Here is a 26,177-nt window from a genome sequence, read left to right as displayed (position 1 = left end):
ACGAAAATATTCATAGGACTTCAGCAATATAGTTGCCACAAAATACATATTCTGCGGCCAGGCCGCGACACTCGCCCGCCGCCGGCCCCTATTTGCTTTCGCGGTGCCCGTAGCTGAGCACGCGCGTCATTTGCCAGCCGCCGGGGCCGTGCTTCCAGATGATGGTGAAATCGGCCAGGCCATCGCAGCTGCCCGTGTCAAATTGGCAAAAACGGTGCGCGCCCTGCTCGATGGCGCCAAAATCCTTGATCGGATAGACGCGCTGGGAACCGGCGACGAGCTCGCGGCGGAACTTGCCGCATACATATTTTTGCGTGTTGGCCAGCATGGCGTCGCGGGTCCACGTCACCCCGCCCTGGTCGTGGTAAAACTCCACGTCCGGCGCAAAATACGTCGCATGTTCCTGCAGGCGCCCCGCTTCCGCGCAGTGATTGAAGGCATCGAACGCCTTCGCGTCCAGCGCCGCGATGGTCGCTTCCAGCGTCGGCTCGGCCGCGCTGGCAGGCAGGGAAAACGCAGCGCAGGCAAGCATGGCGCACAGCTGCGGCAAGGGACGGGACAAGCAAAAACGCATGGCATTTCCTTTGCACCGGTACTCACGGGGCCGGCGTGTCTGCATCATACCAGGGTCAATTACGCCTGCGGCCAGCCTGCGCGGATGGCGGCGCTCGGCTGGCAATGGGGGCCGACCGTCGCGCTGACGGCAATACCGGCAAGCTTACAGCGGCGGCACAGCTCTTCCTTGATTTGCAGCAACGACCACCGCTGCGGCACGGGCAAGTCCAGGCCCACCACGCGGATCAGGGGGAAATCCGCCCGCGTGGTATGCAGCAGCAAGTCCACGCGCGCCAGCGGCGGTGAACCCCGGTAGACGGAAAATGCGCCCGCATGGCTGACCAGTTCCAGCCGCTGCAGTTGCGCCAGGTCCAGCTGTACCGTCTTGTCCCAGCCCGGCAAGCGCCGTGCCTGGCGCCGCAGCCGCAAGCCTGCGTCGTTGAGCTCGACATGGAAGAGAAAATTACGCGCCGGAAATACGAGCAGGCCGATGATCCAGGCGGCCAGGGCCAACGGACTGAACAGCACGGCCTCGCCCGCATACGGCAGGTCGCGCCAGACGGCCTGGGCGACGAAACCAAGGATCAGCGCGCATCCGCCCAGCAGCACGCTGCGCCACAGCAGGGGCCGCGCGTTTTCCTGCAGCGCCGCATCGGCCGCGGCTTCGTCGGCGGGCGCAAAGCGTATCCATTCCGCGCGCGCCGGTTTCAGCTGGCGCGCCGGCGCGCCACTCAAGCGGTTGCCGCCAGCATGCCGCGGAACCATGCCAGCTGCTCGCGCGTCAGGTAATTGGCGCCATCGCCATGCAGGAGGATAATTTCGATCTCGGCCGGAATCGAGGCGAGCAATTGCGCGCCCGTCACGGGGATGGTCGGGAAAGCGATGCCCGCGAGGAAGGCCGGGTCTTCCGCCACCGTCACGCACTGGCGCTCGGGATTCGGCGACGGCACGAGGAACAGGTCGATCTGCTCGCTTTGTCCGCCGATGACGACGTGCAACTGCGCGGCCAGCAGCTCCGGCAGGATCAGTTCGATATTATTCTGCGCGCGCGACTGCTGGAAGGCGTTTTTCAGGGGCGTGAGGATGGGCGTGGCGGACATGGGAAGCATGAAAAAGTGGGGACGGCGGCAGTGTAGCAGAGGCGCCGCAAGGGGCGCGCTCCGCTAAGCCCCCCTTACATCTTGTAGCTGAGCGAGAACAGCACGCTGCGCGGCGCGCCGTAGCGCTCCAGCCCGCCGGACCAGGCATAGCCCAGCGCCTGGTAGTAGCGGCGGTCGAGCAGATTGTCGATATTCACGCGCAGCTGGACCTGCTCGCTGAAGCGGTAGCCGGCCATCAGCCCGACGAGCGCATAACCGCCCTGCCGCGTCAGGTAATCCGTGTCGCGGCGGTAGATCTGGTCCTGCGCGGTGACGGAGCCGCCCACGTTCCATTTTGCCAGGCGGCCGCTCAGCTGCACGTTCGTGAAAAGCTTGAACAGCTGCTTCGGCTCGTCGGTGGCGATGCGCTGGCCGATATTCGCCGCCACCCTGTCCTGCGCGTACCGGGCCAGCACATAGGTGTAGCCGCCCGTGATCTGCCAGCCCGGCAGCGGCGAGCCGGACACCTGCAAGTCGATGCCCTCGCTTTTCACCTGTCCGGCCGCGCGGGCGCAGTAAATGGCGCCGCCCGTGGGACAATTCTGTTCATCGGCCATGGCGCGGTTGTTTTGCTTGACGCGGAACACGGCGCCGCTGGCATTGAGCCTGCCGCCGAAATACTCGCCCTTCACGCCCACTTCCAGGTTGGTGCCGCTCAAAGGCGGCAAGGTGTTGCCGCGCACATCGAGCGAACTTTGCGGCTCGAAAATCTGCGTGCCGCTCGCATACACGGAATGGTGCCGGTCCACGTCATAGACGAGGCCAGCGTACGGCGTGAATTTGGCGTTTTCCGTCAGGCTGCGGCGCCAGACGGGATCGGTGGAGTACCAGCCCGTGACATCCTGCGCATACCAGCCGAAGCGCCCGCCCAGCACCAGGCGCAGCGGATCGGCCAGGCTGAAATTGCCCGCCGCATACAGCCCCTTTTCATCCGTCTTGCGCCCCCAGTTGTACGGCTCGAAGGCCGTGCCGCGCATCGGGTAGGCATGCGGGTTCCAGTGGCGGATGTCGATCACGCGCGTTGCCGCCCCCTCCCAGCTCTGGCCCGCATCCGAATCGTCGTGGCGATAGCTGGCGCCCACGATCACATCATGCCGGCGGCCAAACCAGTCGACGGGACCGCTCAGGCGCCAGTCCGCCACCACTTGCTCGGTGTTGTACTTCCAGCCCGTTTCCGACTGGTTGAAGCGGTAGACTTCGCCATCGATGCGGCTGTTGGTCGTGTTGCGCGTCGACGAGGAGGCATCGATGCGCGTGATGGCGAAGCGGCTGCGCCAGCCCTGCGCCAGCACTGTTTCCAGGTCGGCGAAGACGACGTTGTTGTCGCGCTTCTGGAACGAGTCGGCGTTATTCAGGAACGTCGAGCGGGGCAAGTCCATGTGGCGACCATCGGTGAAGGTCGGCAAGCCGACGAACACGCCATCGGTGCGGCTGTGCTGGCGCGACAAGCCGACGGCGGCCGTCGTCGATGGCGTCAGGTCTGCTTCCACGATGGCATACACGGTGCCGTTCCTGTTGTTGACCACGTCGACGAAGCTGTCGCTGTCGCGCCAGCTGGCCGCCGCGCGCCCGCGCACGGTGCCCGATGCATTCAGCGCATTGCTGGCGTCGACCGTCCATTGCCGGTCCTTCCAGCTGCCCAGCTGCGCCGTGGCATTCAGCAGGGGCGTGGCCGTGGGACGCTTGCGTATCATGTTGATGCTGCCCGAGGGCGCGCCCGCCCCTTCCATCAGGCCCGTGGCGCCGCGCACCACTTCCACCCGGTCGTACATCAGCATGTCGGCCGAGACGTTGCGTTCGTTGAAACCCGTGACGTCCAGCGGCAAGCCATCGACATTCACGTGGCTCAAGGCGAAGCCGCGCGCGAAATACGTGGTTTCCTGGTCGGACACGCCTTGCGACTTGCCATAGATGCCAGGCGTGGCGCGGGCCACGTCCTGCAGGGTGGTCAAGTCAAAGTCTTCCATTTGCTGGCGCGAAATGACGCTCACCGTCTGCGGCGTATGGCGCTGCGACAGGTTCAAGCCCGTGGCCGTCGACATGTTGCGCGCCGTGTACAAGCCCGTGCCTTCCGTGGCGCGCTCCGCTTCGGCACTGACGACGACGGCAGGCATGCTGTCCAGGCCGCCATCGTCCGCGCCGCCGGCCACGCTGCTCACTTTGCGCAACTGGTAACTGCCATTGCCGCCGCCATTGCCGACCTCGACGACCTCCAGGCCGCTGCCCTGCAACAGCTTTTGCAAGCCGGCCGCGACGCCATGGCTGCCTTGCAAGCCAGGTGTCGCCAGGCCATCGAGCGCCACGCCCTGCATGGACAGGTTGACGCCGGACGCGATGGCAAACGACGACAGCGCGCCGCGCAAGCTGCCAGCGGGAATATGGTAATCGCGCGCGCCGGCCGCCTGGCTGGCCTCGGCCGCCAGCGCCATCTGCGGCAGGCTGGCGCCGGCGGCGCCCACGGCGAGGAACAGGACCAGCGCGGCACGCACGGCGCCGGTGGTGGGATGGAGCGTCAGTCGTGCTGGTGCAAAGATACGGTGCTGCAAAGCCATGTCTACCCTTTCGGTGGTTCGGATGATTCCTTCTCTACCTTGTATGACGAAGGAAGCCGCGAAAAGGGACAGGCGATGCGTCATTCTGTCTTCAAGCTGCCTCGACACTGATCCAGTAGCGCGTGCGGCGCGTCATGCGTACCGGCAGCGAGTGCTGCAGCAAGGCGAGGATCTTCTCCGGCTCCCGCAACTGGAAGATGCCGTCCACCGGCATGCCGGCGAGCGCCGGATCGCAGCGGATCACGCCGTAGCGGTAGCGCGCCACGTGCTCCAGCACCTGGCCCAGCGGCATGCGCTCGGCGATCAGCACGCCCTGCAGCCACGCGCCCGCATGCGGCGCCAGCGGCGTCAGGGCGGATACGGCCACGTCATCGAAACTGCCCTGCTGCCCCGCACTGACCCGGCGCAGGGCATCGGGCGCCCGGGCCGGCCGGACATCGACGGCGCCCAGGCTGACGCCGACCTGCGTGCGCGGCGCCAGCAGGGTGCCGCCATGGCGCACGCTGAAATGCGTGCCCAGCGCGCGCACCACGCCATTGCTGGTGTGCACGAGGAACGGTCGCGCCGGCGCGGCCCGGTCATGCGCCGTCCCCGCGTGCAGCTCGCCCGCATGCAGCACGATGGCGCGCGCCAGCGCATTGAAATGCACGTCGATGGCCGTGTCCGTGTTGAGCACCAGTTGCGTTCCATCGGGCAAGTTCATGTGCCGGATCTCGCCCCTGGCCGTACGGATGGCGGCGCGCCACGCCTGCCACGGTGCCGACTGGCTGGCCAGCCACAGCGCGGGGCCTGCCACGATCAGCCCGGCCAGGCCAAGCACCACGGCGCGCCGGCGCGGCGAGCGCGGCATTTCTTCCGCCGCCTGGCGCAGCGCGGGCGGTACCCTGGCCAGCGTGCTGCATACCAGCTCGGCCCGCTGCCAGGCCGCTTCATGCGCGGCATCGCTGGCGCGCCAGGCCTGGAATGCCAGTTGCTCGTCCGCTTGCAAGGCGCCCGCATGCAGGCGCACCAGCCACTGGGCCGCTTCGCGCGCGGCACGCGGATCGATGGCCGCCATGCCGGCGTTCACAGGATCAGCAGGATGCAGCGCTCGAACGCCTGCACCATATAGCGCTTGATGCTGCGCTCGCTGACGCCCAGGCGCCGGGCAATCTCCGCATAGCCGAGGCCATCGACATGGGCCAGCAGAAAGGCGCTGCGCACCAGCGGCGCCAGGCCGTCGAGCATGGCGTCGATGCGCTGCAATGCCTGCAGCACGATCAGGCGCTCTTCCGGCGACTGCATCAGCAAATCGGGTTGCTGCGCCAGGGTTTCCAGCCACGCTTGCTCCAGCGACAGGCGCCGGTAATGGTCGATCAGCAGGCGCTGCGCCACGGTGGTGAGGTAGGCACGCGGCTCGCGCAATGACTGGCGGCTGTCGTGCGGCGCCGTGAGCAGGCGCATGAAGGTGTCCTGCGCCAGGTCGGCCGCATGGTCGGCGCACTGCAGCTTGGCACGCAGCCAGCGCATCAGCCAACCATGATGATTGCTGTAGATGACGGCTATCGACTCGCTGGATTGCGCAATGCTCACTGGGAACTCCGTTGCGCCCGGTGCGAGGCGCTGCGTGGGATGATGGCTGGCTGAAAAACAGGCAAGCCAATTGATAATAGTTCTCATTATCACAAATCATCCTGCCCGGCGTCAATGCCGGCGCCGCCTCTTTCCGGCAAACTGTTGTTTCAGGCGCGCTGGCGCCAGCGTTCAGGGGCGCATCACCTTGTCGGGCGTCATCGGCGTGCTGCGCAAACGGCGGCCCGTGGCGTGGTAGATGGCGTTGGAAATGGCGGCCGCCACGCCCACGATGCCGATCTCGCCCACGCCCTTGGCGCCCAGGCGGCTGACGATGCGGTCATCTTCCTGCACGAAGATGACGTCGATGGCGTGGATGTCGGCGTTCACGGCCACGTGGTATTCGGCCAGGCTGTGGTTCATGAAACGGCCCAGTCCATGGTCCATCAGGGTTTCCTCGTGCAAGGCCTGGCTGATACCCCATACCACGGCGCCGCTGACCTGGCTGGCAGCCGTGCGCGGGTTGATGATGCGCCCCGCCGCCACGGCGCTGACCACGCGCGTGACCTTGACCGTGCCCAGCTCCTCGTCCACGCGCACTTCGCAGAACACGGCCGAATGCACGGCGCGCGCATATTTTCGCTGCTTGAGCGCGTTCGGCAGCAGCAGGTATTTTTCCTCGATCCGGCTGACCTCGGCCGCCTGCAGCAGCTGCGCCAGGGCGATGCCCGTGTCGTGCGCCCGGCGCAGGCGGACGCGCCCTTCGGCAAACTCCACGTCGGCCAGGCGCGCGCCGGGAAAGGGCGACTCTGGCAGCTGGCTGGCCAGCTTGAACAGGGATTTTTTCAGCTTTTCGCAGGCACCCTGCACGGCCGAACCCACCGTCGCCACGTGCGAGGAACCGCCTTCGACGGGCGCCACCGGCAGGGTCGAGTCGCCCAGCTGGAAGGCGACCATTTCCAGCGGCAGGCCCAGCGCCTCGGCGGCGATGGTGGCCATGACGGTGTAGGTGCCGGTGCCGATATCGGTGGCCGCGCTGCTGACCACCAGGCGCCCATCGGCATGCAGCACGGCGCTGGCGCGCGCGAACATCTGCAGCGCATCCCAGATGCCGGTGGCCATGCCCCAGCCTACCCATTCCGTGCCTTCCTGGCGGCTGCGCGGCGCCAGCGGACGGCCGCTCCAGCCGAAGCGCTCGGCTCCCTGCGCATAGCAGGCGCGCAGTTCCTTGGTCGAATACGGCAAGCCGTCGACGGGATTGACTTCAGCATAATTTTTCAGGCGCAAGGCCAGCGGATCCATGCCCAGTTCGTACGACAATTCATCCATGGCCACTTCCAGCGCATGCACGCCATGGGCAGCGCCCGGCGCGCGCATGTCCATGGGGCTGAACTGGTCCAGCGCCACCAGCCGGTAGCCCAGGCGGATGTTTGCGCACGCATACAGCTGCCCGGACCAGTTGACCACCGCTTCCACGTAATCTTCGAAGCGCGACGTTTCCGCCACCGCCTCGTGCCAGATGGCTTGCAGGACGCCGTCGCGGCTGGCCGCCAGCCTGACCCGCTGCCACGTCTCGGGCCGGTGGCCAAAGCTGAACATCTGCTGGCGCGTCATAGCCACGCGCACGGAACGCTGCCATTTCAACGCCGCCATCACGGCCAGCGGCAGCTGGTACTGGGGCCGCAGGCCGGCGCCGAAGGCGCCGCCCACATAGGGATTGCGCAGCGTGACCTGCGACTTCGGCAGGCCGAACACGCGCGACACATACCAGCGGCTGTTTTGCGAACTTTGCGTCTTGTCGTAGATGGTCAGGTGGCCGTCAGCGGCGCGGATCACGGTGGAAGCAAACAGCTCCATGGGATTATGGTGCTCCACGCCGCCGTGGAATTCGGCGTCGATCCGGCAGTCGGCGGCCTGCCAGGCCTGTTCCGCATGGCCTTTTTCATCGGGCGGCGGCGCGTAGCCCGCCTTCCATCCTTTCGGCTGGTGCGTGTGCGCCAGATGCCGCAGCAAGCCCGTCGCGTGCGGCTGCCGCGCATACGCCACCTGCACCAGCGCCGCCGCATGGCGCGCCGCCTCGAACGTTTCGGCCAGCACCAGCGCCACGGGCTGGGCGCTGCTGACGATCTGATCATCGTACAGGGGCCGGAACGGCGCGCCGCCGGGGGCCGTCATGTCCTTGTAAAACAGGTCGTAACTGCGCATCTTCGGCCGGTTCTGGAAGGTGATGACATCGACCACGCCTGGCTGGGCCAGCGCCGCGCCCGTGTCGAACGAGACGATGCGGCCCCGCGCGATGGTGCTGTTGACCACCACGCCGTACAGCAGGCCGTCGGCCGGAATTTCCGCCGCATAGCGCGCCGCGCCCGTGACCTTGTCGCGTCCGTCGACGCGCGCCACGGGCGCGCCCGTCTTCACGTAGCCGGTACCCGGGTCCGCCATGGGCGTCTGCAGTTCGGCAATCAGTCCCTCCGCCGATGCGCTCATGCCGCGCCCCTTGCCATCACGGTGCTGCCATGGCCCGTGCCGGCATGCGTGCCCGCCACCGCCATCGCCAGGGCCCGCACGATGGCGCGCCGCGCCATGACCATCTTGAAATCATTGCCGCCCTGCCCTTGCGCCCCCTCGAGCAGGCGGTCGGCAAAGGCGGCGAAGCGGGCAGCATCGGGCGCGCCCTGCAGCATCGCTTCCGCTTCCGGCACGCGCCACGGCTTGTGCGCCACGCCGCCCAGCGCCACCCGGCCTTCGCGTATCTCGCCGTCTGCGCCGATGTCGAGCATGGCGGCCACCGACACCAGCGCGAAGGCGTAGGAAGTGCGCTCGCGCAGCTTCAGGTAGACGGCATGGGCGGCGAACTGCGGCGCGGCCGGCAGCGCGATGTGCGTGATCAGTTCATCGGGCGCCAGCGTGGTGTCGATGTGCGGCTGCCCGCCGGGCAGGCGGTGGAAATCGCCAAACGCGATGGCCCGTTCGCCGTCCTGCGAGGCCACGTGGACGACGGCGTCGAGCGCGCGCAGCGCCACGCACATGTCGGACGGATGGGTGGCGATGCACGATGCGCTGGCCCCCAGGATGGCATGCTGGCGCGACAGGCCGCCGATGGCCGGGCAGCCGCTGCCCGGTTCGCGCTTGTTGCACGCCACGCCCACGTCGTAAAAATAATGGCAGCGCGTGCGCTGCAGCAGGTTGCCGCCATTGCTGGCCATGTTGCGGATCTGCGGCGAGGCACCGGCGAGGATGGCGGCGCTGAGCAGCGGATAGCGCTCCAGCACCAGCGGATGGTAGGCCGTGGCCGCATTGCGCGCCAGCGCGCCCAGCAGCAAGCCGCCTGCGTCTTCCTCTTCGATGGTATCGAGCGCCAGGCGGTTGATGTCGATCAGCCGCTGGGGCAGCATCACGCGCTCTTTCATCAGGTCGATCAGGTTGGTGCCGCCGGCAACAAAGCGCGCGCCTTCCGCGCGGATCTGCGCCAGCGCGGCCGGCACGTCGAAGGGCACGACGAAGGAGAGCGGATTCATGCGGGCACCATGCCGGCCGGCGCACTGGCCTGGCCGTCCCCGGTTTCGTCCGGCAAGCACATGACCTCGGCCAGCGCGGCGGTGATTTGCGGATAGGCGCCGCAGCGGCAGAGATTGCCGCTCATCAGCTCGCGCAGCTGCGCGCGCGTGTGCGCCTGGCCTTCGGCGATCAGTCCCATGGCGGAACACAGCTGGCCCGGGGTACAGTAACCGCATTGCAACGCATCATGCGCGATGAAGGCCTGCTGCAGCGGATGCAGCTGCGCGCCGTCGGCCATGCCTTCGACCGTGGTGACATCGCGCCCTTCCTGCATCAGGGCCAGGGTCAGGCAGGCATTGATCCGCCGTCCATCGACGAGCACCGTGCAGGCGCCGCACTGGCCGTGGTCGCAGCCCTTCTTCGTGCCCGTCAGCCCCAGGCGATCGCGCAGCAGGTCGAGCAGGCTGACCCACGCTTCCACGTACAGCTGATGGCGCTGGCCATTGATGCCCAGGCTGAGCGGATACAGGGGAACGGGCGGCGCGGCCTGCCCGGAGGCAAGCGGAAGTGCAGGTAAACGGGTATCCATGGCAAACCCTTCGTGAGGTATCGTGGGGATGCCTGAATATTAAGATTGTAGCGGGGGTTCTTATATGCGCTTACGCACATATGGGCAATTCAAGCCGGCGGTGCGTCGGTCTGCCGCACAAGCAGACGCCATCAACATGGACCGCCGCGCCGGCATGGCGCATCGCCTCGCGCCCGAGCGCAGGTGTCGGGCCTTGCCAGCAGCACGCAGGGAATGGCAAGCGGTCCCAGCACGGCCACCAGCGACGCCCTGAACGCGGTGGCCCCGAGATGCCGGCGTTTGGCAAGGCAGAGGCAGGCGAAAGCCGACAACAGCCAGGTCAGGGCAGGCAGGCAAGCGGTCATGGCGAACCCCAGACAGGCATTGCTGGGCAAAGGAGGCATGCTGCCATGAAAAAGTTGCCACCGCAATGCCAAAGCAAGGGCGCAGCTGGCGGCGTCTTTTTCCGCCATTCTTAAGGCTGCAGGCCTGCTCTTTTCACCCTGCCATCTGCCTGTCGACAACAGCGAGGCCGCCGGCATCCCCCTCCCCTATCCACGCTGCAGGCACCATACGGCAGCCTAGTTTCCCGCTCAGCTTGCAGGCGACAAGGCACATGGCGTCCTATCGGCCATCTGCGCATAGTCGCTTGCTGGCCCGCCGATATGGATGAAGTCGGTATAGATTACCCGCTTGCCCAGCACCGCATCCTGGAAACCGCCGAGATACACGCCGGTCTTGGGGTAGTTGCCACGCGACGGCAGGTCCAGATTCATATAGTGCGTAGGAAAGTTGCTGCCTTCATACACCAGTCTGCCATTCAGCCACAGGCGGGATGCGCCCGTCCCTGACGCATGCTGCCAGTCCGCGTCGAGCACCAGGCAATACCATTTTTCACGCTCGATCTTTCCAAGCATCAATCGTTGCTGCATCGTATTTTCCGGCGTGGCATCAGGCACCATGACATTGTTCTTCAATGTATAGGTATCGCGATGGTTGGCCCGTGTTTCCAGCAGCAGGTCCGGGCCATCGGCAACGATCGAAAACGGCGGCGAAGTAACCACGATGCCCCTGGCGCTGTGCACCTGGAACACGACGATCCAGCCATCCTTGCCGGTCAAATCCCAGTCCGCAGGAAAATACACGCCGCCCGCATACCAGCGCCGCCCCTGCGGCACTCTTTCGTACGATGGCGTCACCTCGGTGCGCTTGCCATATTCATCGGGATCGCCGGCATTGACGGTCATGCGAAACACCTTGCGCGTTTCGACCCCGTGCGCGACGGCGGGATCGCCCGCCAATTCCACGCCGGCCGGATTGCCGGCGCTGATGCCGTACAGCCAGCTGAAATAGCGCGTCGTCACGTTGTCAAAACTCGCCGGTCTCGGTGTCGCCGTCTGCGCCATCGTGGTCACCGGCCCGCCGATGCTGTTGATGACTTGTGCGTGCAGCGGCGCGGCCGCCAGCAAGGCAAGCACGGTAACAGTGAAAAATGGGCGCATGGGAAGTCCTTTGCTCAGCGAAAGTTCAAGAGGCCACATAGCAAGGCGTCTTGCGCGTCATGTCGTTGAATGACGCCGCGGCATCCCCCACCCATACAAAGTCGGCATACATCATGCGATGGCCGGGCTCCGCCCCTTCCGGCACGCTCAGGCCGACGCGCGGCACATGCAGCGCGCCGGCGTAGCTGTTATGGCTGGAGCGGGCAAAAAAAGTTTCCTTCGAGCTGCCATTCATGTACACGCGCAATTCACCGGTGCCGGCCACCGCTGACCAGTCGGCGCGCACCACCATGCAGTGCCAGCTGCCCAGGGTTGCCTGGCCCGCCCACACCGTGCGGCGCGCGGAATTGGCTGGCGTGATATCGCCGGTCCGATGATTGAAGTTCATGTTCAACATCAGTTGCTCACCATGTATTTGCAAGGCCAGCGGCGGCGCCAAGCCAACTGCCGCGCCACCCGCATCAACCTGCGCCAAGGTGATGGGGACAGTGGTAATACTCCAGTCTGCCGGCAGGAACACGCTCATGGCATACCAGCGGCGGGCCGCCTGCACGGGATGCTGTTTATTCAGCGGGTAAACATCGCTGTGGCGTATTGCATCCGTGCCGTACCAGTCAGTGCGCACCACGGGGCGTGCGACACCCCCCAAGTTGACCGTCGTAACAAGAACCCGTCCCTGAGCATGCTGGCGCACGCCATAGTAATCAGTGAAATGCTGGGCGACGTCCGTCGCTGGAACGGCGGGCAAGACGGCGGCCAGAACCGATGCGTGCCAATATGCCGTGGCCAATACAGGGATGAGGGCGAGACGAAATGGCTGCATGCATGCCTTTGAGAGTGGGCCATCGAAAGACGATGCATGCAATTATATTTAAATATACTATTTTTGACAATGCTGGCGTGATTTCCTGCTTGCTCGCCTCCATCCGCGCATTGCCTAGCGCAAGCCGCCGTGAAGTGACGCGATAGAAATGAACGGGCCCGCCATATTGCGACACATGGCGGGCCCATCAAGCATGACAGGACAGTGCCGGACCCGACTGGCGGGTGCGGCGAAAGCGGTCAGTGCTGGCCGATCTTCATGATCTTCAGCGCGTTCGTGCCGCCCACCTTGCCCATCGGCTCGCCCCAGGTCAGCACGACGGTGTCGCCCTTGGCCACGACCTTATGCTCCACCAGCAAGTCTTCCGCCTGCTGCAAGACCTTGTCGCGGTCCGTGCCGGACGTCAGTTCCAGGGTGCTGACGTTGCGGTACAGGGCCAGCTTGCGGCGCGTGCCCACGCTCGGGGTCAGGGCGACGATGGGGATGTCGATGTTGCAGCGGCTCATCCACAGGGCCGTAGAACCCGATTCCGTCAGGGTGGCGATGGCTTTTACGCGCAGGTGATGGGCTGTAAACAAGGCGCCGTAGGCGATCGACTGGTCGATGCGCGAGAATGTGGCGTTGAGGAAATCGGCATCGAGCTTGCAGGTATCCCATTTTTCCGCATCCAGGCAGATGGCGGCCATGGCTTCCACCGTTTCGATCGGATAGCGGCCGGAAGCCGTTTCCGCCGAGGTCATCACGGCATCCGTGCCATCGAGCACGGCATTGGCCACGTCGGACACTTCCGCGCGCGTCGGCACGGCGTTGACGATCATCGATTCCATCATCTGCGTGGCCGTGATCGCCAGTTTATTAGACGCGCGCGCCATCTTGATCATGCGCTTTTGCAGGGCCGGCACGGCCGCATTGCCCACCTCGACCGCCAGGTCGCCGCGCGCCACCATGATGCCGTCGGAGGCGTCAAGGATTTCCTGCAGTGCGGGAATGGCTTCCGCGCGCTCGATCTTGGCGATCATCATCGGCTTGTGGTCCCACGCCTCGCCGGCGATGTTCGCCAGCTGGCGCGCCATCACCATGTCGGTGGCGTTTTTCGGGAAGGACACGGCCACGTAATCGGCCTGGAAGCTCATCGCCGTCTTCACGTCTTCCATGTCCTTCGCCGTCAAGGCCGGCGCCGACAGGCCGCCGCCCTGGCGGTTGATGCCCTTGTTGTTCGACAATTCGCCGCCGATTTTCACTGTCGTATGGATTTCGCTGCCGATGACCTTATCCACCGTCAAGACGATCAAGCCGTCATTCAGCAGCAGCACGTCGGCCGTGCGCAAGTCGCGCGGCAATTCCTTGTAATCGAGGCCGCAGCGCTCGAGGTTGCCCAGTTCGCCGTTTTCGCCCCACTTCGCGTCGAGGATGAACTTGGCGCCGTTTTCCAGGAAAATCTTGCCTTCGTCAAACTTGCCAACCCGAATCTTTGGGCCTTGCAAGTCGGCCATGATGGCCACTTCGCGGCCGCACAGGGCTGCCGCTTCGCGCACCATGCGGGCGCGGTCGATATGGTCTTGCGCCTTGCCATGCGAGAAGTTCAGGCGCACGACGTCGACGCCGGCCTTGAACATGCGGACCAGGGTATCGATATCGTTGGAAGCGGGGCCGATGGTGGAAACGATCTTGGTGGCGCGTTGCTGTACTTGCATGGTCATGGTGTGCTGCCTTCTATTAATGAGTCGTGTTACTGCAAGGCCAGCCTCGTGGGCCGGCCGTCCTGGTGCGCTGGATCAGCGCTGGTACTGTGTGCTTATTTGGCCGCCATCAGGGCGACCGTGGTGTCGAGCATGCGGTTCGAGAAACCCCATTCGTTGTCGTACCACGACGATACTTTCACGAGGCGGCCCGACACCTTGGTCAGGGTCGCATCGAAATTCGACGAGGCGGGGTTGTGGTTGAAATCGATGGAAACGAGCGGTTCCGTCTGGTAAGTGAGGATGCCTTTCAGCGCGCCTTCCGAGGCCGCTTTCAGCAGGGCATTGACTTCTTCCACGGTGGTGTCGCGTTTGGCGATGAAGGACAGGTCGACCAGCGAGACGTTAATCGTCGGCACGCGCACGGCAAAGCCGTCCAGCTTGCCATTCAATTCCGGCAAGACCAGGCCAACGGCCGCCGCCGCCCCGGTCTTGGTGGGAATCATCGAATGCGTGGCCGAGCGGGCGCGGCGCAGGTCTTCATGCATCACGTCGGACAGCACCTGGTCATTCGTGTAGGCGTGCACGGTGGTCATCAGGCCCGATTCGATGCCGATGGCGTCGTTGAGCGGCTTGACCAATGGCGCGAGGCAATTCGTCGTGCACGAGGCATTCGAGATGACCGTATCGGAAGCTTTCAGCACATGCTGGTTCACGCCAAACACGATGGTGGCGTCCACGTCCTTGCCGCCCGGGGCAGAGATGATGACTTTTTTCGCCCCGCCCTTCAGGTGGGCCGACGCTTTTTCCTTGGTGGTGAAGAAACCCGTGCATTCGAGCACGACGTCGACACCCAGTTCGCCCCACGGAATCAGGGCCGGGTCGCGCTGGGCGAAGACGCGGATGCGGTCGCCATTCACGAGCATATTGTCGCCATCGATGGTGACGACGCCGGGAAACTTGCCGTGCACCGTGTCATGGCGCGTCAAATGGGCGTTCGACTTGGCGTCGCCCAGGTCGTTGATGGCGACGATGGCGATATCCTGCTGCTTGCCGCCTTCATAAAACGCGCGCAAGACATTGCGGCCGATGCGGCCATAGCCATTGATGGCAACTTTGATGGTCATGCTGTCTCCTTGTTGTTTTGCTAAAACCGTCCCAAGTACAAAGCTGGGGTCTGACCCCGGAATGTCGCTTGGGCGGTCCAACTAACACTCACGGCACCGAACAAAACCGTAGCGAGCGGAAGGGATTTGTGGCTGAGAAGCGAAACTGTGCTATGGCACAGTGAGCATCGCAGGCCGCAAATCACGACGCGCAGTAGGCTTGGTTCGGTGCCATCTAACCGCTGTTGCGCAACCCTGCCGCAATCCCATTGATCGACAAATGTATGCCCGTGCGCGCGGCCGCATCCTGCTTGCCCTCGCGGAAACGCTGCAGCAATTCCACCTGCACGTGATTGAGCGGGTCGATGTAGGGAAAGCGGTTGCGGATCGAGCGCTGCATCAGCGGGTTGGCTTGCTGTAGTTCTTCCTGGCCCGTGATCAGCTTCAGGGCGTCCAGGGTAGCCGCGTATTCGGCGCGGATGCGCGTGAAGATGGCCTCGCGCAAGACCTTGTCCTTGACCAGTTCCGCATACTTGCCGGCGATGGCGATGTCGCTCTTGGCCAGCACCATGTCCATGTTCGACAGCAAGGACGTGAAGAAGGGCCAGTCCGTATACATGCCGCGCAGCACGTCCGCGCCATCGGCAGGATGGGCGGCCAGGTAGGCTTGCACGGCGGAACCGAAACCGAACCAGCCCGGCAGCATCAAACGGCATTGCGCCCAGCTCAGCACCCACGGAATGGCCCGCAAGTCTTCGATGGACGTGGACTTCTTGCGCGAAGCGGGACGGCTGCCGATGTTCAGCGCGGCAATCTCCGCGATCACGGTCGATTCCCAGAAATACTGTTCGAAGCCGTCCGTGCCATACACGAGGTCGCGATAGGCGTTCAGGGCCGTGCCGGACAGCTCTTCCATGGCAGCCAGGTGGCCCGCGCCGGCCGAGGCCTTCGGCTGCAACTGGGCCTGCGGCAGCAGGGTCGACTGGATGGTGGCGGCCACCAGCACCTCCAGGTTGCGGCGTCCCACTTCCGGGTTCGCATACTTGGCCGTGATGACTTCGCCCTGCTCCGTCAGGCGGATCTGGCCTTGCACGGCGCCTGCCGGCTGGGCCAGGATGGCTTCATAGCTGGGTCCGCCGCCTCGGCCCACGGAACCGCCCCGGCCGTGGAACAATCGCAGCTTGATCTGGTACTGCTTGAACACATTCACCAGCTCGATCTCGGCCTTGTAGAGTTCCCAGCCGGACGTGAGGAAACCGCCGTCCTTGTTGCTGTCCGAGTAACCGAGCATGACTTCCTGCTGGTCGCCGCGCGAAGCCAGCAAGCCCCGGTAGAACGGCAAGCCGAAGGCGCGCGCCATGATGGCGGGGCCGGCCCGCAAGTCGGCTATGGTCTCGAACAGGGGAATGATGTTGACGTCCACTTCGCGGCTGTCCTGGCGCAGCAAGCCCACTTCCTTCAGCAGCAAGGCCACTTCCAGCAAGTCCGAGACGCTGGCCGCCTTCGAGATAATGCAGTTCGGCACGGATTCCTTGCCATACTTGACATGCGCTTCGCGCACGGCGCGGAAGATGTCCAGCTCGGAGGTGGTTTCTTCCGAGTATTGCGCGTATGGCGAAGTCAGCAGGCGTGGCGACGCCAGTTCGGCCAGCAGCAAGGCGATGCGCTGCTCTTCGTCCAGCTCCAGGTAGACGAGGCCGGGCTGGGCGCCGGCAAACAATTCGCCTACCACACGTTCGTGCACGTCGGAATTCTGGCGCAAGTCCAGCGGCGCCAGCGAGAAGCCGAAGACCTTCACGGCGCGGCGCAGCTGGCGCAACCGGCCACGCGCCAGCGAACGCAGGCCATTGCTGACCAGCGAATGCCGGACCACGTCCAGGTCGGCCAGCAGGTCGGCGGCGGCGGCGTAAGGCTGCACCCCATCGGCCTGCTTGCCCTTGCCAGCCAGAACGACCCGCGTCGCTTCCAGGCGCGCGTGGATGCCGTGCAAGGCGCGGCGGTACGGCTCGTCCACGCGGTGCGGCGACGCATCGGCCGAGCGTTCGGCCAGCGCGCGCAGCGGCTCGCTGCAGGAATTCAATATTTGCGCCAGGGACAGTTGCGACGCCAGCTTGCGCAGTTCCCCCAGATAAAAGTCCAGCACTTTGTCGGCCTGGGTTTGCAGGGTGCTGCGCAGGATGTCGGCCGTGACGAAAGGATTGCCGTCGCGGTCGCCGCCGATCCAGCTGCCGACCTTCATGAAGTTGGGCAATTCCACATCTTCCCAGCGTGCATCGCGCTGGGCCAGCATGGTTTCCAGCGAGGAATACAATTTGGGCAGTTCGCGCAGGATCGTGTGATCATAGAACGACAGGCCATTGGCCACTTCATCCATGACGGACAACTTGCTCGTGCGCAGCAAACGCGTTTGCCACAAGGTGACGATGCCGCGCCCCAGCGCTTCTTCGTTCTGTTCCGCCTCTTCCGGCGTCATCTGCACGCGGTCGCGCTCGTTCAACAGGCGCGCGATGGCCATCTGGCAATTCTGGATGCTCTTGCGCTGCACTTCCGTCGGGTGCGCCGTAAACACGGGACTGACGAAGGCATCGTCAAAGAAGCTTTCCAGCGCATCGGCCTGGCCGGCGTCGAGCACATTGCCCACGGCGTGGGCGAGGCTGCCCTGGCGCGGCGGCGAGCCGGCGATCAGGTGGGCGCGCGTGCGGCGGATGTGGTGCTGGTCTTCGGCAATGTTGGCCAGCAGCGAAAAATAGCTGAAGGCGCGCGTCAATTGGGTGGTTTCTTCCTGCGACAGCGCTTGCAGCGCGTCCGACAGTTGCGTGCCGGCCACGGCATCATTGTCGCGGCGGAAACGAATGGCCAGCTGGCGCACATGTTCGATGCGTTCGAAGGCGGGATCGCCCAGGTGGTTGCGGATGGCGTCGCCCAGCAGACGGCCCAGCTGGCGGATATCGCTGCTCAGCAGCTCGTCTTTCACTTCATTCATTTGCATGGTATTCATTTCCTGGGGCGGCCACCGTGCCGGCACCGCACAGATTGCGTAGTACGCGTTCCCCGGCCGGGAAACGCCCATCATCCAATTTGTAGTAAATTTACCTTATTGTTTCACCATCCTCTTGATTTCCATCAACAAAATCCATGCTCAAAGGGCTTTAAAGGGCGCGCGAGCTGTTTGCCAGGGCAACAATATGAAAATTTACTACGCATTTGAGCGAAAGGCAACCAACTTTTGTCTTTCTCGAATGAAAAGTGAGGCGAAAATGCGCAAGGCGCCGGCGCTGCCGCGGCGCTTTTCCTGTATGCTGGCGGCTTGAAACAAGGATGTAATCCACATCTTTACTGACACCCGTGCCGATGCGACTGACTGCCTACACTGATTACACCCTGCGCACCCTGATGTATTTGGGCACGCACCGCGAGCGGCTCGCCACCATCCAGGACATTGCCGACCTGCACTCGATCTCGAAAAATCACTTGATGAAGGTGGTGCATCAGCTGGGCTTGTCCGGCATCGTGGAAACGGTGCGCGGCAGAAATGGCGGCTTGCGCCTGGCGCGCGACCCGGCCGAGATCAACATCGGCACCGTGGTGCGCGAAACGGAGAGCGACTTCTTCATGGCCGAGTGCTTCAACAAGGACAGCAACACTTGTCCGCTGACGCCCGACTGCCTGCTGAAGGCCAAACTGGGCCAGGCTACGGCCGCCTTCCTGGCCGTGCTCGATACGCTGACCCTGGCAGCCATCCTGGAACCGGCTGGCAACGCGCCCGCACCGATGGCAGGCGTGATCCGCCTGCACGTGGAAAATACGCAATGAGTGCCTGGACTAGGCAATCAGTCCGGATAGGCTCGATGTGCGCCACCTTGCATCGTGGTGAAGGGGGCTGCGCAGCAGAGCATGCTTGCTATTTTTTAATTTTCTGCTTTGTATGTTTTGTCTGCTTTTTCGGCTTTGTTTTTGAAGCGCTGCTCTTGGCATTGGCAGCGGGCTCCTCCTTCCCTGCAATCGCCTTCGCAAAATCCGCATTAAACTTCCCGCTATCTATTAACTCGTCCACAATCCCTGGATAATCCTTCAATTCGGGCACCCAAGCCCTGATCTCCGCAAAAAGGCCTGCCATATGCCCTTTTTGCCTGTATTTGACAACCATCTCATTCCATTCCTCAGCATACGTGTTCGGTTTCGAATATTCAGAGAATGTTTGATAGAAAATGGCGTTGGCGCGGAATGGATCGGCCAGTTTCAGGTCGAAACTTTGCCTTAACGGGTTATGTTCCACATGCAGACCATTATGGATTTTACGTACGTGTGGGCGGTCACCGGGTTTGTCCGGGTGTAGGAAAGCATCCGTATTCGATTGAAGATCGTCGCTATTAAAAAATAGCGGCCGCGTTACGCTGGCCCGCATTTTCTTGGCATGGTAATGAAGTTTGCTGAATTCCCCTGCCAATTCTTCGCTTGTCTTTCCGCGAAGCATGAATTTCGCTGCTTCATTGTAAGCGTTGAATCCGGCATTCAGATTCTCGGGCAAAAGGGCGGCGGCTGTACCGCGTTCCTTTAAAAATACAACATTAGGTTGATCAGGATCAGGGTAAAGCAATGACGATGGAGAAGCGCCAAGCGAAGGCAGGACCGACCCTGGCAATTTGCTTTGCTGCTTGTAATGCCTGAATTTTTCGGGGTCGAGCACGGTTTTGAGATTATCGGCGCCAACAAGTTCCCTCCCGTCAGCCTGTGACGCCCCTAGGCCGGTGGAGACGGAAATATGGCTAGGCGCATGCCATGTTCTGTAAACAAGCCGAGTCTCGTCAAATGCCTTGTCAAGCGTATCGCTAGCCTCATGCTTATCGATATCTTCTTCAAGCAGGTGTCCAATTTCCTGCAATTGCGCGGCTGACAAGCTTTTCAGCTGATGGTAAAAGTCAGAAAGCAGGCGTACTTTCATCGCCTGTTTTTTCTCTGCCTCCATGTCCAAGCCATCGGCCGCAGCAAGCGCCTGCATGAATCCACTATACATGTTGTCGGAATCGTACGGTTGCGCTGGTAGGTGCTGGGGAAGCACGCTGCACCATTCCACGCCCAGCTCGATCGGATGCTGATCGCCGTCCTTGTACTGTCTCTGCGGGCCGATCATATTGGGATCGGCCTCCAATTCCGGCAATGCGCGTCCCGTCGCCACGGACACCCAGGGGTTGAGCTTTGCCTGGACTTCAAAACGCCCGCTCGAGGCTGATATGATGCGCGTTGCCTGCGGACGAAGCACACCTAGCTGATGGGCGATCGCCGCCGGATCGCCTGCACCGCCGATGCCCGGCATCCGCACCCGCCCATTGCCGATGCTGGCCGAGCCCGATTGCAAGGCGTCGGCCACCGGCCTGCCAGGCGCAGTGGCCGTCGCTTCCAGCGATTGGGCGAGATGACGCAGCTGCATGGGTCCGAGGTCGGGCCGCTGCATCACTTCCACCTCGCCATCGCGCAGCCTGCCTTGCCGGGCCCTGGCCAGCAGATCCTGCACCCGGGCCTGATCGGCCATGCCATGCATGGCATGCCTACTCATACCGCCAGCCCGGTCCGCCATGCCCGGCCATTTACGCGAACCTGTGGCTTGCGGCAGGTCACTGCCGGAATGGAATGCCGCGGCCAGCCGCCCTGCTCCAGGGCCAGCGCCGGGGACGAGCAAACGCTCCCCACTACCCTGTCTTTTTACCGCGTATGTGTGCTTCATTGGCTCTCTCACGTTGCACTTAATGACAGTAACAACAACAAGCGGACCTACTTTGGGCGAGCGTACACCGGCTGATCCGATCATGCAAATCGCAGGCAAAAAAAAACACCCCTGCGAAAGGGGTGTTCCAGGTCTGGAGCGATTCTACATGCTCAATGCGCGCTGGCACCCGCCGCGCCGATGCCCGTTTCCGAGCGCATCTGCTGCGCTTCGTAGCCGGCACGGTCGATGCGCGCGCGCGGGCTCCTGTCGAGCACGGAGAACAGCCAGATGCCGGCGAAGCCGGCCGTCATCGAGAAGATGGCGGGCGAGGCATACGGGAACAGCGCCTCCGCATGGCCCAGCACGTCGACCCACACGGACTTCGACACCACCGTCAAGCCCACGGCCGTGATCAGGCCCATGAAGCCGCCGATGGTGGCGCCCCGCGTGGTGCAGTCTTTCCACAGCACCGACATGAACAGCACGGGGAAATTGGCCGAGGCGGCAATGGCGAAGGCCAGCGAGACCATGAAGGCGATGTTCTGCTTTTCAAAGGCGATGCCCAGCACCACGGCAATGATGCCCAGCACGATGGTGGTCACGCGCGACACCTTCAATTCATTGGCGCCCGTCGCCTTGCCCTTCTTGATGACGGTGGCGTACAGATCGTGCGACACGGCCGAGGCGCCGGACAGCGTCAGCCCCGCGACGACGGCCAGGATGGTGGCAAAGGCGACGGCCGACATGAAGCCGAGGAAGACGTTGCCGCCAACGGCCTTGGCCAGGTGCACGGCCGCCATGTTATTCCCGCCTAACAATTTACCAGCGGCATCCTTGAACTCGGGATTGGTGCTCACCAGCACGATGGCGCCAAAGCCGATGATGAAGGTCAGGATATAGAAATAGGCGATCCAGGTGGTGGCCCAGAACACGGATTTACGGGCTTCCTTGGCATTTGGCACCGTGAAGAAACGCATCAGGATGTGCGGCAGGCCGGCCGTGCCGAACATCAGCGCCATGCCGAATGAGATGGCGGAAATCGGGTCCTTGATGAAGCTGCCGGGCCCCATGATGGCTTCCTTGGTGGCATGCACTTCCACGGACTTGGCGAACAGGGCTTCCGGGCTGAAATTGAATTGCGCCAGCACAGCGATGGCCATGAAGCTGGCACCGCCCAGCAGCATCACGGCCTTGATGATCTGTACCCAGGTGGTGGCCGTCATGCCGCCAAACAGCACATAAATCATCATCAGGGTACCGACCAGCACGACGGCGATCCAGTACTCCAGGCCGAACAGCAGCTTGATCAGCTGGCCCGCGCCCACCATTTGCGCGATCAGGTAAAAGGCCACCACCACCAGGGTGCCGGAAGCGGAGAAGATGCGGATCGGCGCCTGTTTGAAGCGGTACGCGGCCACGTCGGCGAAGGTAAAGCGGCCCAGGTTGCGCAGGCGCTCGGCCATCAGGAAGGTGATGACGGGCCAGCCGACGAGAAAGCCGATGGCGTAGATCAGGCCATCGTAGCCGTTCAGGAAGACGGCGGCGGAAATGCCGAGAAAGGATGCGGCCGACATGAAGTCGCCGGCGATCGCCAGGCCATTCTGGAAGCCCGTGATGCCGCCGCCCGCCGTGTAGAAGTCGGCGGCCGACTTGGTCTTGGCGGCCGCCCATTTGGTGACGAACAGGGTGAAGACGACGAAGACGGCGAACATGATGATCGCCGTCCAGTTGGTGGGCTGCTGCTGGGCCTGGCCCAGGTCGGCGCCGGCCGCCAGCGCGCCGTTGCTGGCCGTGGCGCCCAGCAATACCAGGGCCGCCAGGCGGGACAGTGTGCGCGGCATCGGGACGGCGCCGCTCATGCCTGCACCCGCGCCTGGATGGCTTGCGTCAGGTCATCGTATTGCTTGTTGGCGCGGCGCACGTACACGCCGGTGATCAGCACGGTAAACACGATGACGAACAGGCCGATCGGCATGCCCCAGGTCATCACGCCAGCGCCAGTCTTGGAAGCGAGAAATTCCTTGTTGAACGCGATGAGCAGGATGTAGCCGTAGTACACCAGCATCATCAGGGCTGTCAGCGTCCAGCCGAAACGGGAGCGCACCTTGACCAGCTCGTGGTAGCTAGGGTCGCGCTTGATTTGTTGCACCAGATCGTCATGCATTGTATTGCCTCCTGTTATGTAAAAGCTGCTCTTTTGTTTTCGAGCTTGGATTCACAGTACAGCGCGAGGCTTACCCGCCCCTTACGGCAAGCAGTTTTTCTCGCCGAGGCAACACACGGTGCGCAAGGACAGTCCGGTATCAGTTCAGCGCCGAGGCCGGGCCGAAGAATTCATGATGCGTCTGCTGTTCCGGCACGCCCAGCTCGCGCAGGGATTGCTTGACGGCCCGCATGAATGGCTGCGGTCCCAGGAAATAGGCATCCACGTCGCGCGACGCGGGCAGCCACTGCGCCAGGCGATCCTTGTCCAGCAAGCCGACGGCGTCCGGCGCGGTGCCGTCCGGCGCGCCCTGCCCGCCGCCATGTTCCGCGTAGCAGTAATAGCGTTGCAATTGCGGATGCTGCGCGGCTAGGTCATCGATCTGCTGGCGGAACGCATGCACGCCGTGGTGGCGCGCCGCATGGATGAAATGCACGGGGCGCTTGCCGCGCAGCGCGGCCGCCAGCATGGCCAGGGTCGGCGTGATGCCCACGCCGCCGCTGATCAGCACCAGCGGCTTGTCGCTGTCTTGCAGCACGAAGTCGCCCGATGGCGGCGTCAGCTGCACGGTGTCGCCTGGCTGCACATGGTCGTGGAAGAAATTGGACACCTTGCCGCCCTGCTCGCGCTTGACGCTGATGCGGTAAGTCTGGCCATTGCTGGCGGCCGACAGCGAATACTGGCGGCGCATCGGCACGCCATCGACAGTGACCACCACGCCGATGTACTGGCCCGGCGCAAAGTCGAGCACGGGCTGGCCATCGGCGGGCGCCATCAGGAACGAGGTGATCTCCCCGCTTTCCACCGTCTTGCCTTGCACGAGAAAATCGCGCGCGCCGCTCCAGCCGCCCGGCGCGGCCGCTTGCGCCTGATAGATGCGCCCTTCCTCGCCGGCCAGGATGTCGGCCAGCTGGCCGTAGGCCGCGCCCCAGGCATCGATGACGGCGTCGCTGGCCACTTCCGCCCCCAGCACCTCGCGGATGGCTTGCAGCAGGCTGGCACCCACCAGCGGATAGTGCTCGGCGCGGATCTGCAGGGCCACGTGCTTGTTGACGATGGTCGACACCAGGCCGCCCAGCGCTGCGAGCCGGTCGATATGCTTGGCATACATCAGCACGCCATTGGCCAGGGCGCGCTGCTGCTCGCCGCTGTGCTGGTGCGCCTGGTTAAAGTACGGCAGCACCTCGGGATGGTCGCGGAACAGATTCTGGTAGAAATGGCGGGTCAGCGTTTCGCCGCCCTGCTCGAGGATGGGAACGGTGGCGGTGATGATGGCGCGTTGTGCTTGGGTCAGCATGTGGAACTCCTGTGTGAATGTCAGTAATCGGTGTCAGGCCAGCGTCTCGACAGCTGGATACAGCTCGGCGTCTTCGCGCCGCATGCGCTGGTACAGCGCGTGCAGCACGGTGTTGGCTTCGCTGCGGAAGGCTTCCGGTTCGGCCGCCAGCCGCACGGGCGTATTCCAGCGAGCGGCAAATGCCAGGTAGGCGCCGGCGATGCCGTGCATCTCGCTCTCATACTGGCGTCCCAGCTGGGCAACTTTTGCCACCCCGCATGCTTGCGCGGCCGGATACAGGTAGCGCTGCTCCACGGCCAGGTGCAGCTTGATGAGGCCGCTCATGGCGATGATCTGGCTGGCGATCGCCTGGGCCTGGACGGCGACACCGCCGCGCGCCAGCTGGCGCAAGTCATCGATGGCGGCCAGGATGGCCAGGTGCTGCTGCTTGAACTTGTCGATATTCATGGCGCGCTTCTCTTGTTGAGTGCGCCCAGTGTAGCGGAATTCCCTTAAACATGCAAATCATCTACATCTTTAAAGGCGCGCATTTTTTTGATCGAAATACAGATCCGGAAATATTGGTCCGCCTGCAGCAATATGTGCGCCAAAGAACATAATAATTTGTTCATTGTCGCCTATAATCACGCAGACAGCGCGGCCGGGTATTTCACTCTGTGTGGCCGTGCAGCACCTTCCACTCCAGCCAAGGATCAGCATGAAAAACAAGACGGGGACGGGTCAGCCGCAACAACTGGCCAGCATCATTAGCGCACACCACACGGAACTGCTGGACGGCTGGATGGCCAGCCTCATCGCAGGCCTCGTTCGCCGCGACAAGATTGCTGAAAATGAATTGCGCCAGCAGGCCTCGCAATTCCTGCCGCTGCTGGTGCGCACGCTGGAAAGCAGCGACTCGTTCGACATCGAAGGCGGCGCCTGGGACGACACGCGCCAGCTGCTCAGCGAAATGTCGCAGTCGCGCGTGCGCCAGGGTTATTCGCCGATCGATACGGCCAGCTTCGTGTTTTCACTCAAGGAACCGCTGTTCACCTATCTGCGCAAGGAAATCGGCGAGCAGCCGCAGCAGCTGGGCGACGCCATCGTCAGCACCAGCAAGCTGTTCGACGAGCTGGGCCTGCTGACCATCGCCATCTATCAAAAGGCGCGCGAACAGGTGATCCTGCGCCAGCAGCAGGAGTTGCTGGAACTGTCCACCCCCGTGGTGCAGCTGTGGCAAAACGTGCTGGCCCTGCCCCTGATCGGCACGCTCGACAGCGCCCGCACGCAGGTGGTGATGGAAAGCCTGCTGCAAAAGATCGTCGATACGGGCGCCCTGATCGCCATCATCGACATCACGGGCGTGCCCACCGTCGACACCCTGGTGGCGCAGCACTTGCTGAAAACCATCGCGGCGGCGCGCCTGATGGGCGCCGACTGCATCATCAGCGGCATCCGTCCGCAGATTGCGCAAACCATCGTGCACCTGGGCGTCAACCTGGAAGACGTGATCACCAAGGCCACCCTGGCCGATGCGTTCGTCGTGGCCCTGAAACGCACGGGCTCCACGATCACCTACCAGCAGCAGCAACACTGAGGCGCCCATGGAGAGAATCCCCATTTTACGCATGGGTCGTCTGCTGCTGGTGACGATCCAGGTGGACATGCACGACCGCCTGGCGATGACCTTGCAGGATGACCTGACGACACGCATCGTCAAGGACCGCGCCACGGGCGTGCTGATCGACATTTCCGCGCTCGACATCGTCGATTCCTTCATCGGCCGCATGATCAGCAACACGGCGGCAATGGCGAAAATCCTCGATGCGCGCACGGTAGTGGTCGGCATGCAGCCCGCCGTCGCCATCACCCTGGTCGAACTGGGCCTGGCGCTGGAAGGCGTGAGCACGGCCCTGAATGTGGAGCTGGGCATCAAGCTGCTGGAACGAGGCAGCCTGTGGGAATGACGCGCGCGGGTGTCGCGTGTTAGGCGCGGGCGCGAGGGAAGGCCCGCAGGCGGG

At 63.6% G+C, this 26,177-nt stretch carries 22 protein-coding genes; 3 read left to right on the top strand and 19 right to left on the bottom strand.

Going from position 1 to position 26,177, the window contains the following annotated elements:
• Window positions 1–88: 88 nt before the first annotated feature.
• The 14 genes from ACZ92H_RS14595 to ppc all read right to left on the bottom strand — a co-directional run bounded on the left by ACZ92H_RS14595 (window position 89) and on the right by ppc (window position 17,962).
• On the bottom strand, window positions 89–574 hold the full coding sequence (locus tag ACZ92H_RS14595) for a nuclear transport factor 2 family protein (RefSeq protein WP_131368958.1): 486 nt from the start codon (window positions 572–574) through the stop codon (window positions 89–91).
• A gap of 59 nt (window positions 575–633) precedes the next feature.
• Entirely contained in the window at window positions 634–1,320 is a 687-nt protein-coding gene (locus tag ACZ92H_RS14590) for a hypothetical protein (RefSeq protein WP_465049915.1), read from the bottom strand.
• Window positions 1,287–1,655, bottom strand: a complete 369-nt coding sequence (locus ACZ92H_RS14585; RefSeq protein ID WP_131368956.1) for a hypothetical protein — start codon at window positions 1,653–1,655, stop codon at window positions 1,287–1,289. The genes ACZ92H_RS14590 and ACZ92H_RS14585 overlap by 34 nt, the downstream gene beginning before the upstream one ends.
• A 74-nt stretch (window positions 1,656–1,729) precedes the next feature.
• A complete protein-coding gene (locus tag ACZ92H_RS14580) occupies window positions 1,730–4,246 on the bottom strand; it encodes a TonB-dependent siderophore receptor (protein ID WP_465049914.1) in 2,517 nt (838 codons plus the stop codon).
• A 91-nt stretch (window positions 4,247–4,337) separates the two neighbouring features.
• Window positions 4,338–5,303, bottom strand: a complete 966-nt coding sequence (locus tag ACZ92H_RS14575; RefSeq protein WP_465049913.1) for a FecR domain-containing protein — start codon at window positions 5,301–5,303, stop codon at window positions 4,338–4,340.
• A gap of 8 nt (window positions 5,304–5,311) precedes the next feature.
• Window positions 5,312–5,818 (bottom strand): sigma-70 family RNA polymerase sigma factor, encoded by a 507-nt coding sequence (locus tag ACZ92H_RS14570; RefSeq protein WP_465049912.1) that lies wholly within the window; start codon window positions 5,816–5,818, stop codon window positions 5,312–5,314.
• A 171-nt stretch (window positions 5,819–5,989) separates the two neighbouring features.
• Entirely contained in the window at window positions 5,990–8,284 is a 2,295-nt protein-coding gene (locus ACZ92H_RS14565; RefSeq protein ID WP_465049911.1) for a xanthine dehydrogenase family protein molybdopterin-binding subunit, read from the bottom strand.
• On the bottom strand, window positions 8,281–9,315 hold the full coding sequence (locus ACZ92H_RS14560) for an FAD binding domain-containing protein (protein ID WP_465049910.1): 1,035 nt from the start codon (window positions 9,313–9,315) through the stop codon (window positions 8,281–8,283). Before ACZ92H_RS14560 ends, ACZ92H_RS14565 begins: the two co-directional genes overlap by 4 nt.
• On the bottom strand, window positions 9,312–9,884 hold the full coding sequence (locus ACZ92H_RS14555) for a (2Fe-2S)-binding protein (RefSeq protein ID WP_131368950.1): 573 nt from the start codon (window positions 9,882–9,884) through the stop codon (window positions 9,312–9,314). The genes ACZ92H_RS14560 and ACZ92H_RS14555 overlap by 4 nt, the downstream gene beginning before the upstream one ends.
• A 572-nt stretch (window positions 9,885–10,456) precedes the next feature.
• Complete coding sequence (locus ACZ92H_RS14550; protein ID WP_465049909.1) at window positions 10,457–11,365, bottom strand: heparin lyase I family protein; 909 nt, start codon at window positions 11,363–11,365, stop codon at window positions 10,457–10,459.
• 25 nt (window positions 11,366–11,390) lie between these two features.
• A complete protein-coding gene (locus ACZ92H_RS14545; protein WP_465049908.1) occupies window positions 11,391–12,188 on the bottom strand; it encodes a heparin lyase I family protein in 798 nt (265 codons plus the stop codon).
• A gap of 239 nt (window positions 12,189–12,427) precedes the next feature.
• Window positions 12,428–13,888 carry a pyruvate kinase gene (pyk, locus tag ACZ92H_RS14540; protein WP_465049907.1) on the bottom strand — a complete coding sequence of 487 codons (1,461 nt, stop codon included), beginning with the start codon at window positions 13,886–13,888 and terminating at the stop codon, window positions 12,428–12,430.
• A gap of 95 nt (window positions 13,889–13,983) precedes the next feature.
• Window positions 13,984–14,994: a type I glyceraldehyde-3-phosphate dehydrogenase gene (gap, locus tag ACZ92H_RS14535; RefSeq protein WP_131368946.1), complete on the bottom strand. Its 1,011-nt coding sequence runs from the start codon at window positions 14,992–14,994 to the stop codon at window positions 13,984–13,986.
• A 214-nt stretch (window positions 14,995–15,208) separates the two neighbouring features.
• Window positions 15,209–17,962: a phosphoenolpyruvate carboxylase gene (gene ppc / locus ACZ92H_RS14530; protein ID WP_465049906.1), complete on the bottom strand. Its 2,754-nt coding sequence runs from the start codon at window positions 17,960–17,962 to the stop codon at window positions 15,209–15,211.
• A 362-nt stretch (window positions 17,963–18,324) separates the two neighbouring features.
• On the opposite strand from ppc, the gene ACZ92H_RS14525 reads away from it, so the two are divergent.
• Entirely contained in the window at window positions 18,325–18,786 is a 462-nt protein-coding gene (locus tag ACZ92H_RS14525) for an RrF2 family transcriptional regulator (protein WP_131368945.1), read from the top strand.
• An 88-nt stretch (window positions 18,787–18,874) separates the two neighbouring features.
• Here the strand turns inward: ACZ92H_RS14525 and ACZ92H_RS14520 are convergent, their stop codons facing one another.
• The 5 genes from ACZ92H_RS14520 to ACZ92H_RS14500 all read right to left on the bottom strand — a co-directional run bounded on the left by ACZ92H_RS14520 (window position 18,875) and on the right by ACZ92H_RS14500 (window position 24,624).
• Window positions 18,875–20,695 carry a hypothetical protein gene (locus ACZ92H_RS14520; protein WP_465049905.1) on the bottom strand — a complete coding sequence of 607 codons (1,821 nt, stop codon included), beginning with the start codon at window positions 20,693–20,695 and terminating at the stop codon, window positions 18,875–18,877.
• Between the two features lie 152 nt (window positions 20,696–20,847).
• Complete coding sequence (locus tag ACZ92H_RS14515; protein ID WP_465050059.1) at window positions 20,848–22,518, bottom strand: cation acetate symporter; 1,671 nt, start codon at window positions 22,516–22,518, stop codon at window positions 20,848–20,850.
• Window positions 22,519–22,532: 14 nt separating this feature from the next.
• Window positions 22,533–22,841, bottom strand: a complete 309-nt coding sequence (locus tag ACZ92H_RS14510; protein WP_465049904.1) for a DUF485 domain-containing protein — start codon at window positions 22,839–22,841, stop codon at window positions 22,533–22,535.
• A 139-nt stretch (window positions 22,842–22,980) separates the two neighbouring features.
• Window positions 22,981–24,177: an NO-inducible flavohemoprotein gene (gene hmpA, locus ACZ92H_RS14505; RefSeq protein WP_465049903.1), complete on the bottom strand. Its 1,197-nt coding sequence runs from the start codon at window positions 24,175–24,177 to the stop codon at window positions 22,981–22,983.
• 33 nt (window positions 24,178–24,210) lie between these two features.
• Window positions 24,211–24,624 (bottom strand): hemerythrin domain-containing protein, encoded by a 414-nt coding sequence (locus ACZ92H_RS14500; protein WP_465049902.1) that lies wholly within the window; start codon window positions 24,622–24,624, stop codon window positions 24,211–24,213.
• Between the two features lie 250 nt (window positions 24,625–24,874).
• Between ACZ92H_RS14500 and ACZ92H_RS14495 the strand changes: the two genes are divergently transcribed.
• Both ACZ92H_RS14495 and ACZ92H_RS14490 read left to right on the top strand, forming a co-directional pair.
• Window positions 24,875–25,753 carry an STAS domain-containing protein gene (locus ACZ92H_RS14495; protein WP_465049901.1) on the top strand — a complete coding sequence of 293 codons (879 nt, stop codon included), beginning with the start codon at window positions 24,875–24,877 and terminating at the stop codon, window positions 25,751–25,753.
• Window positions 25,754–25,760: 7 nt separating this feature from the next.
• Window positions 25,761–26,123, top strand: coding sequence for an STAS domain-containing protein (locus ACZ92H_RS14490; protein ID WP_092797902.1), 363 nt, complete (start codon window positions 25,761–25,763; stop codon window positions 26,121–26,123).
• Window positions 26,124–26,177: the final 54 nt, after the last annotated feature.

This window comes from Janthinobacterium foliorum, assembly GCF_978021625.1.
The sequence above is the reverse complement of the archived record's forward strand: the minus strand, read 5'-3'. Positions and strand labels throughout refer to the sequence as shown.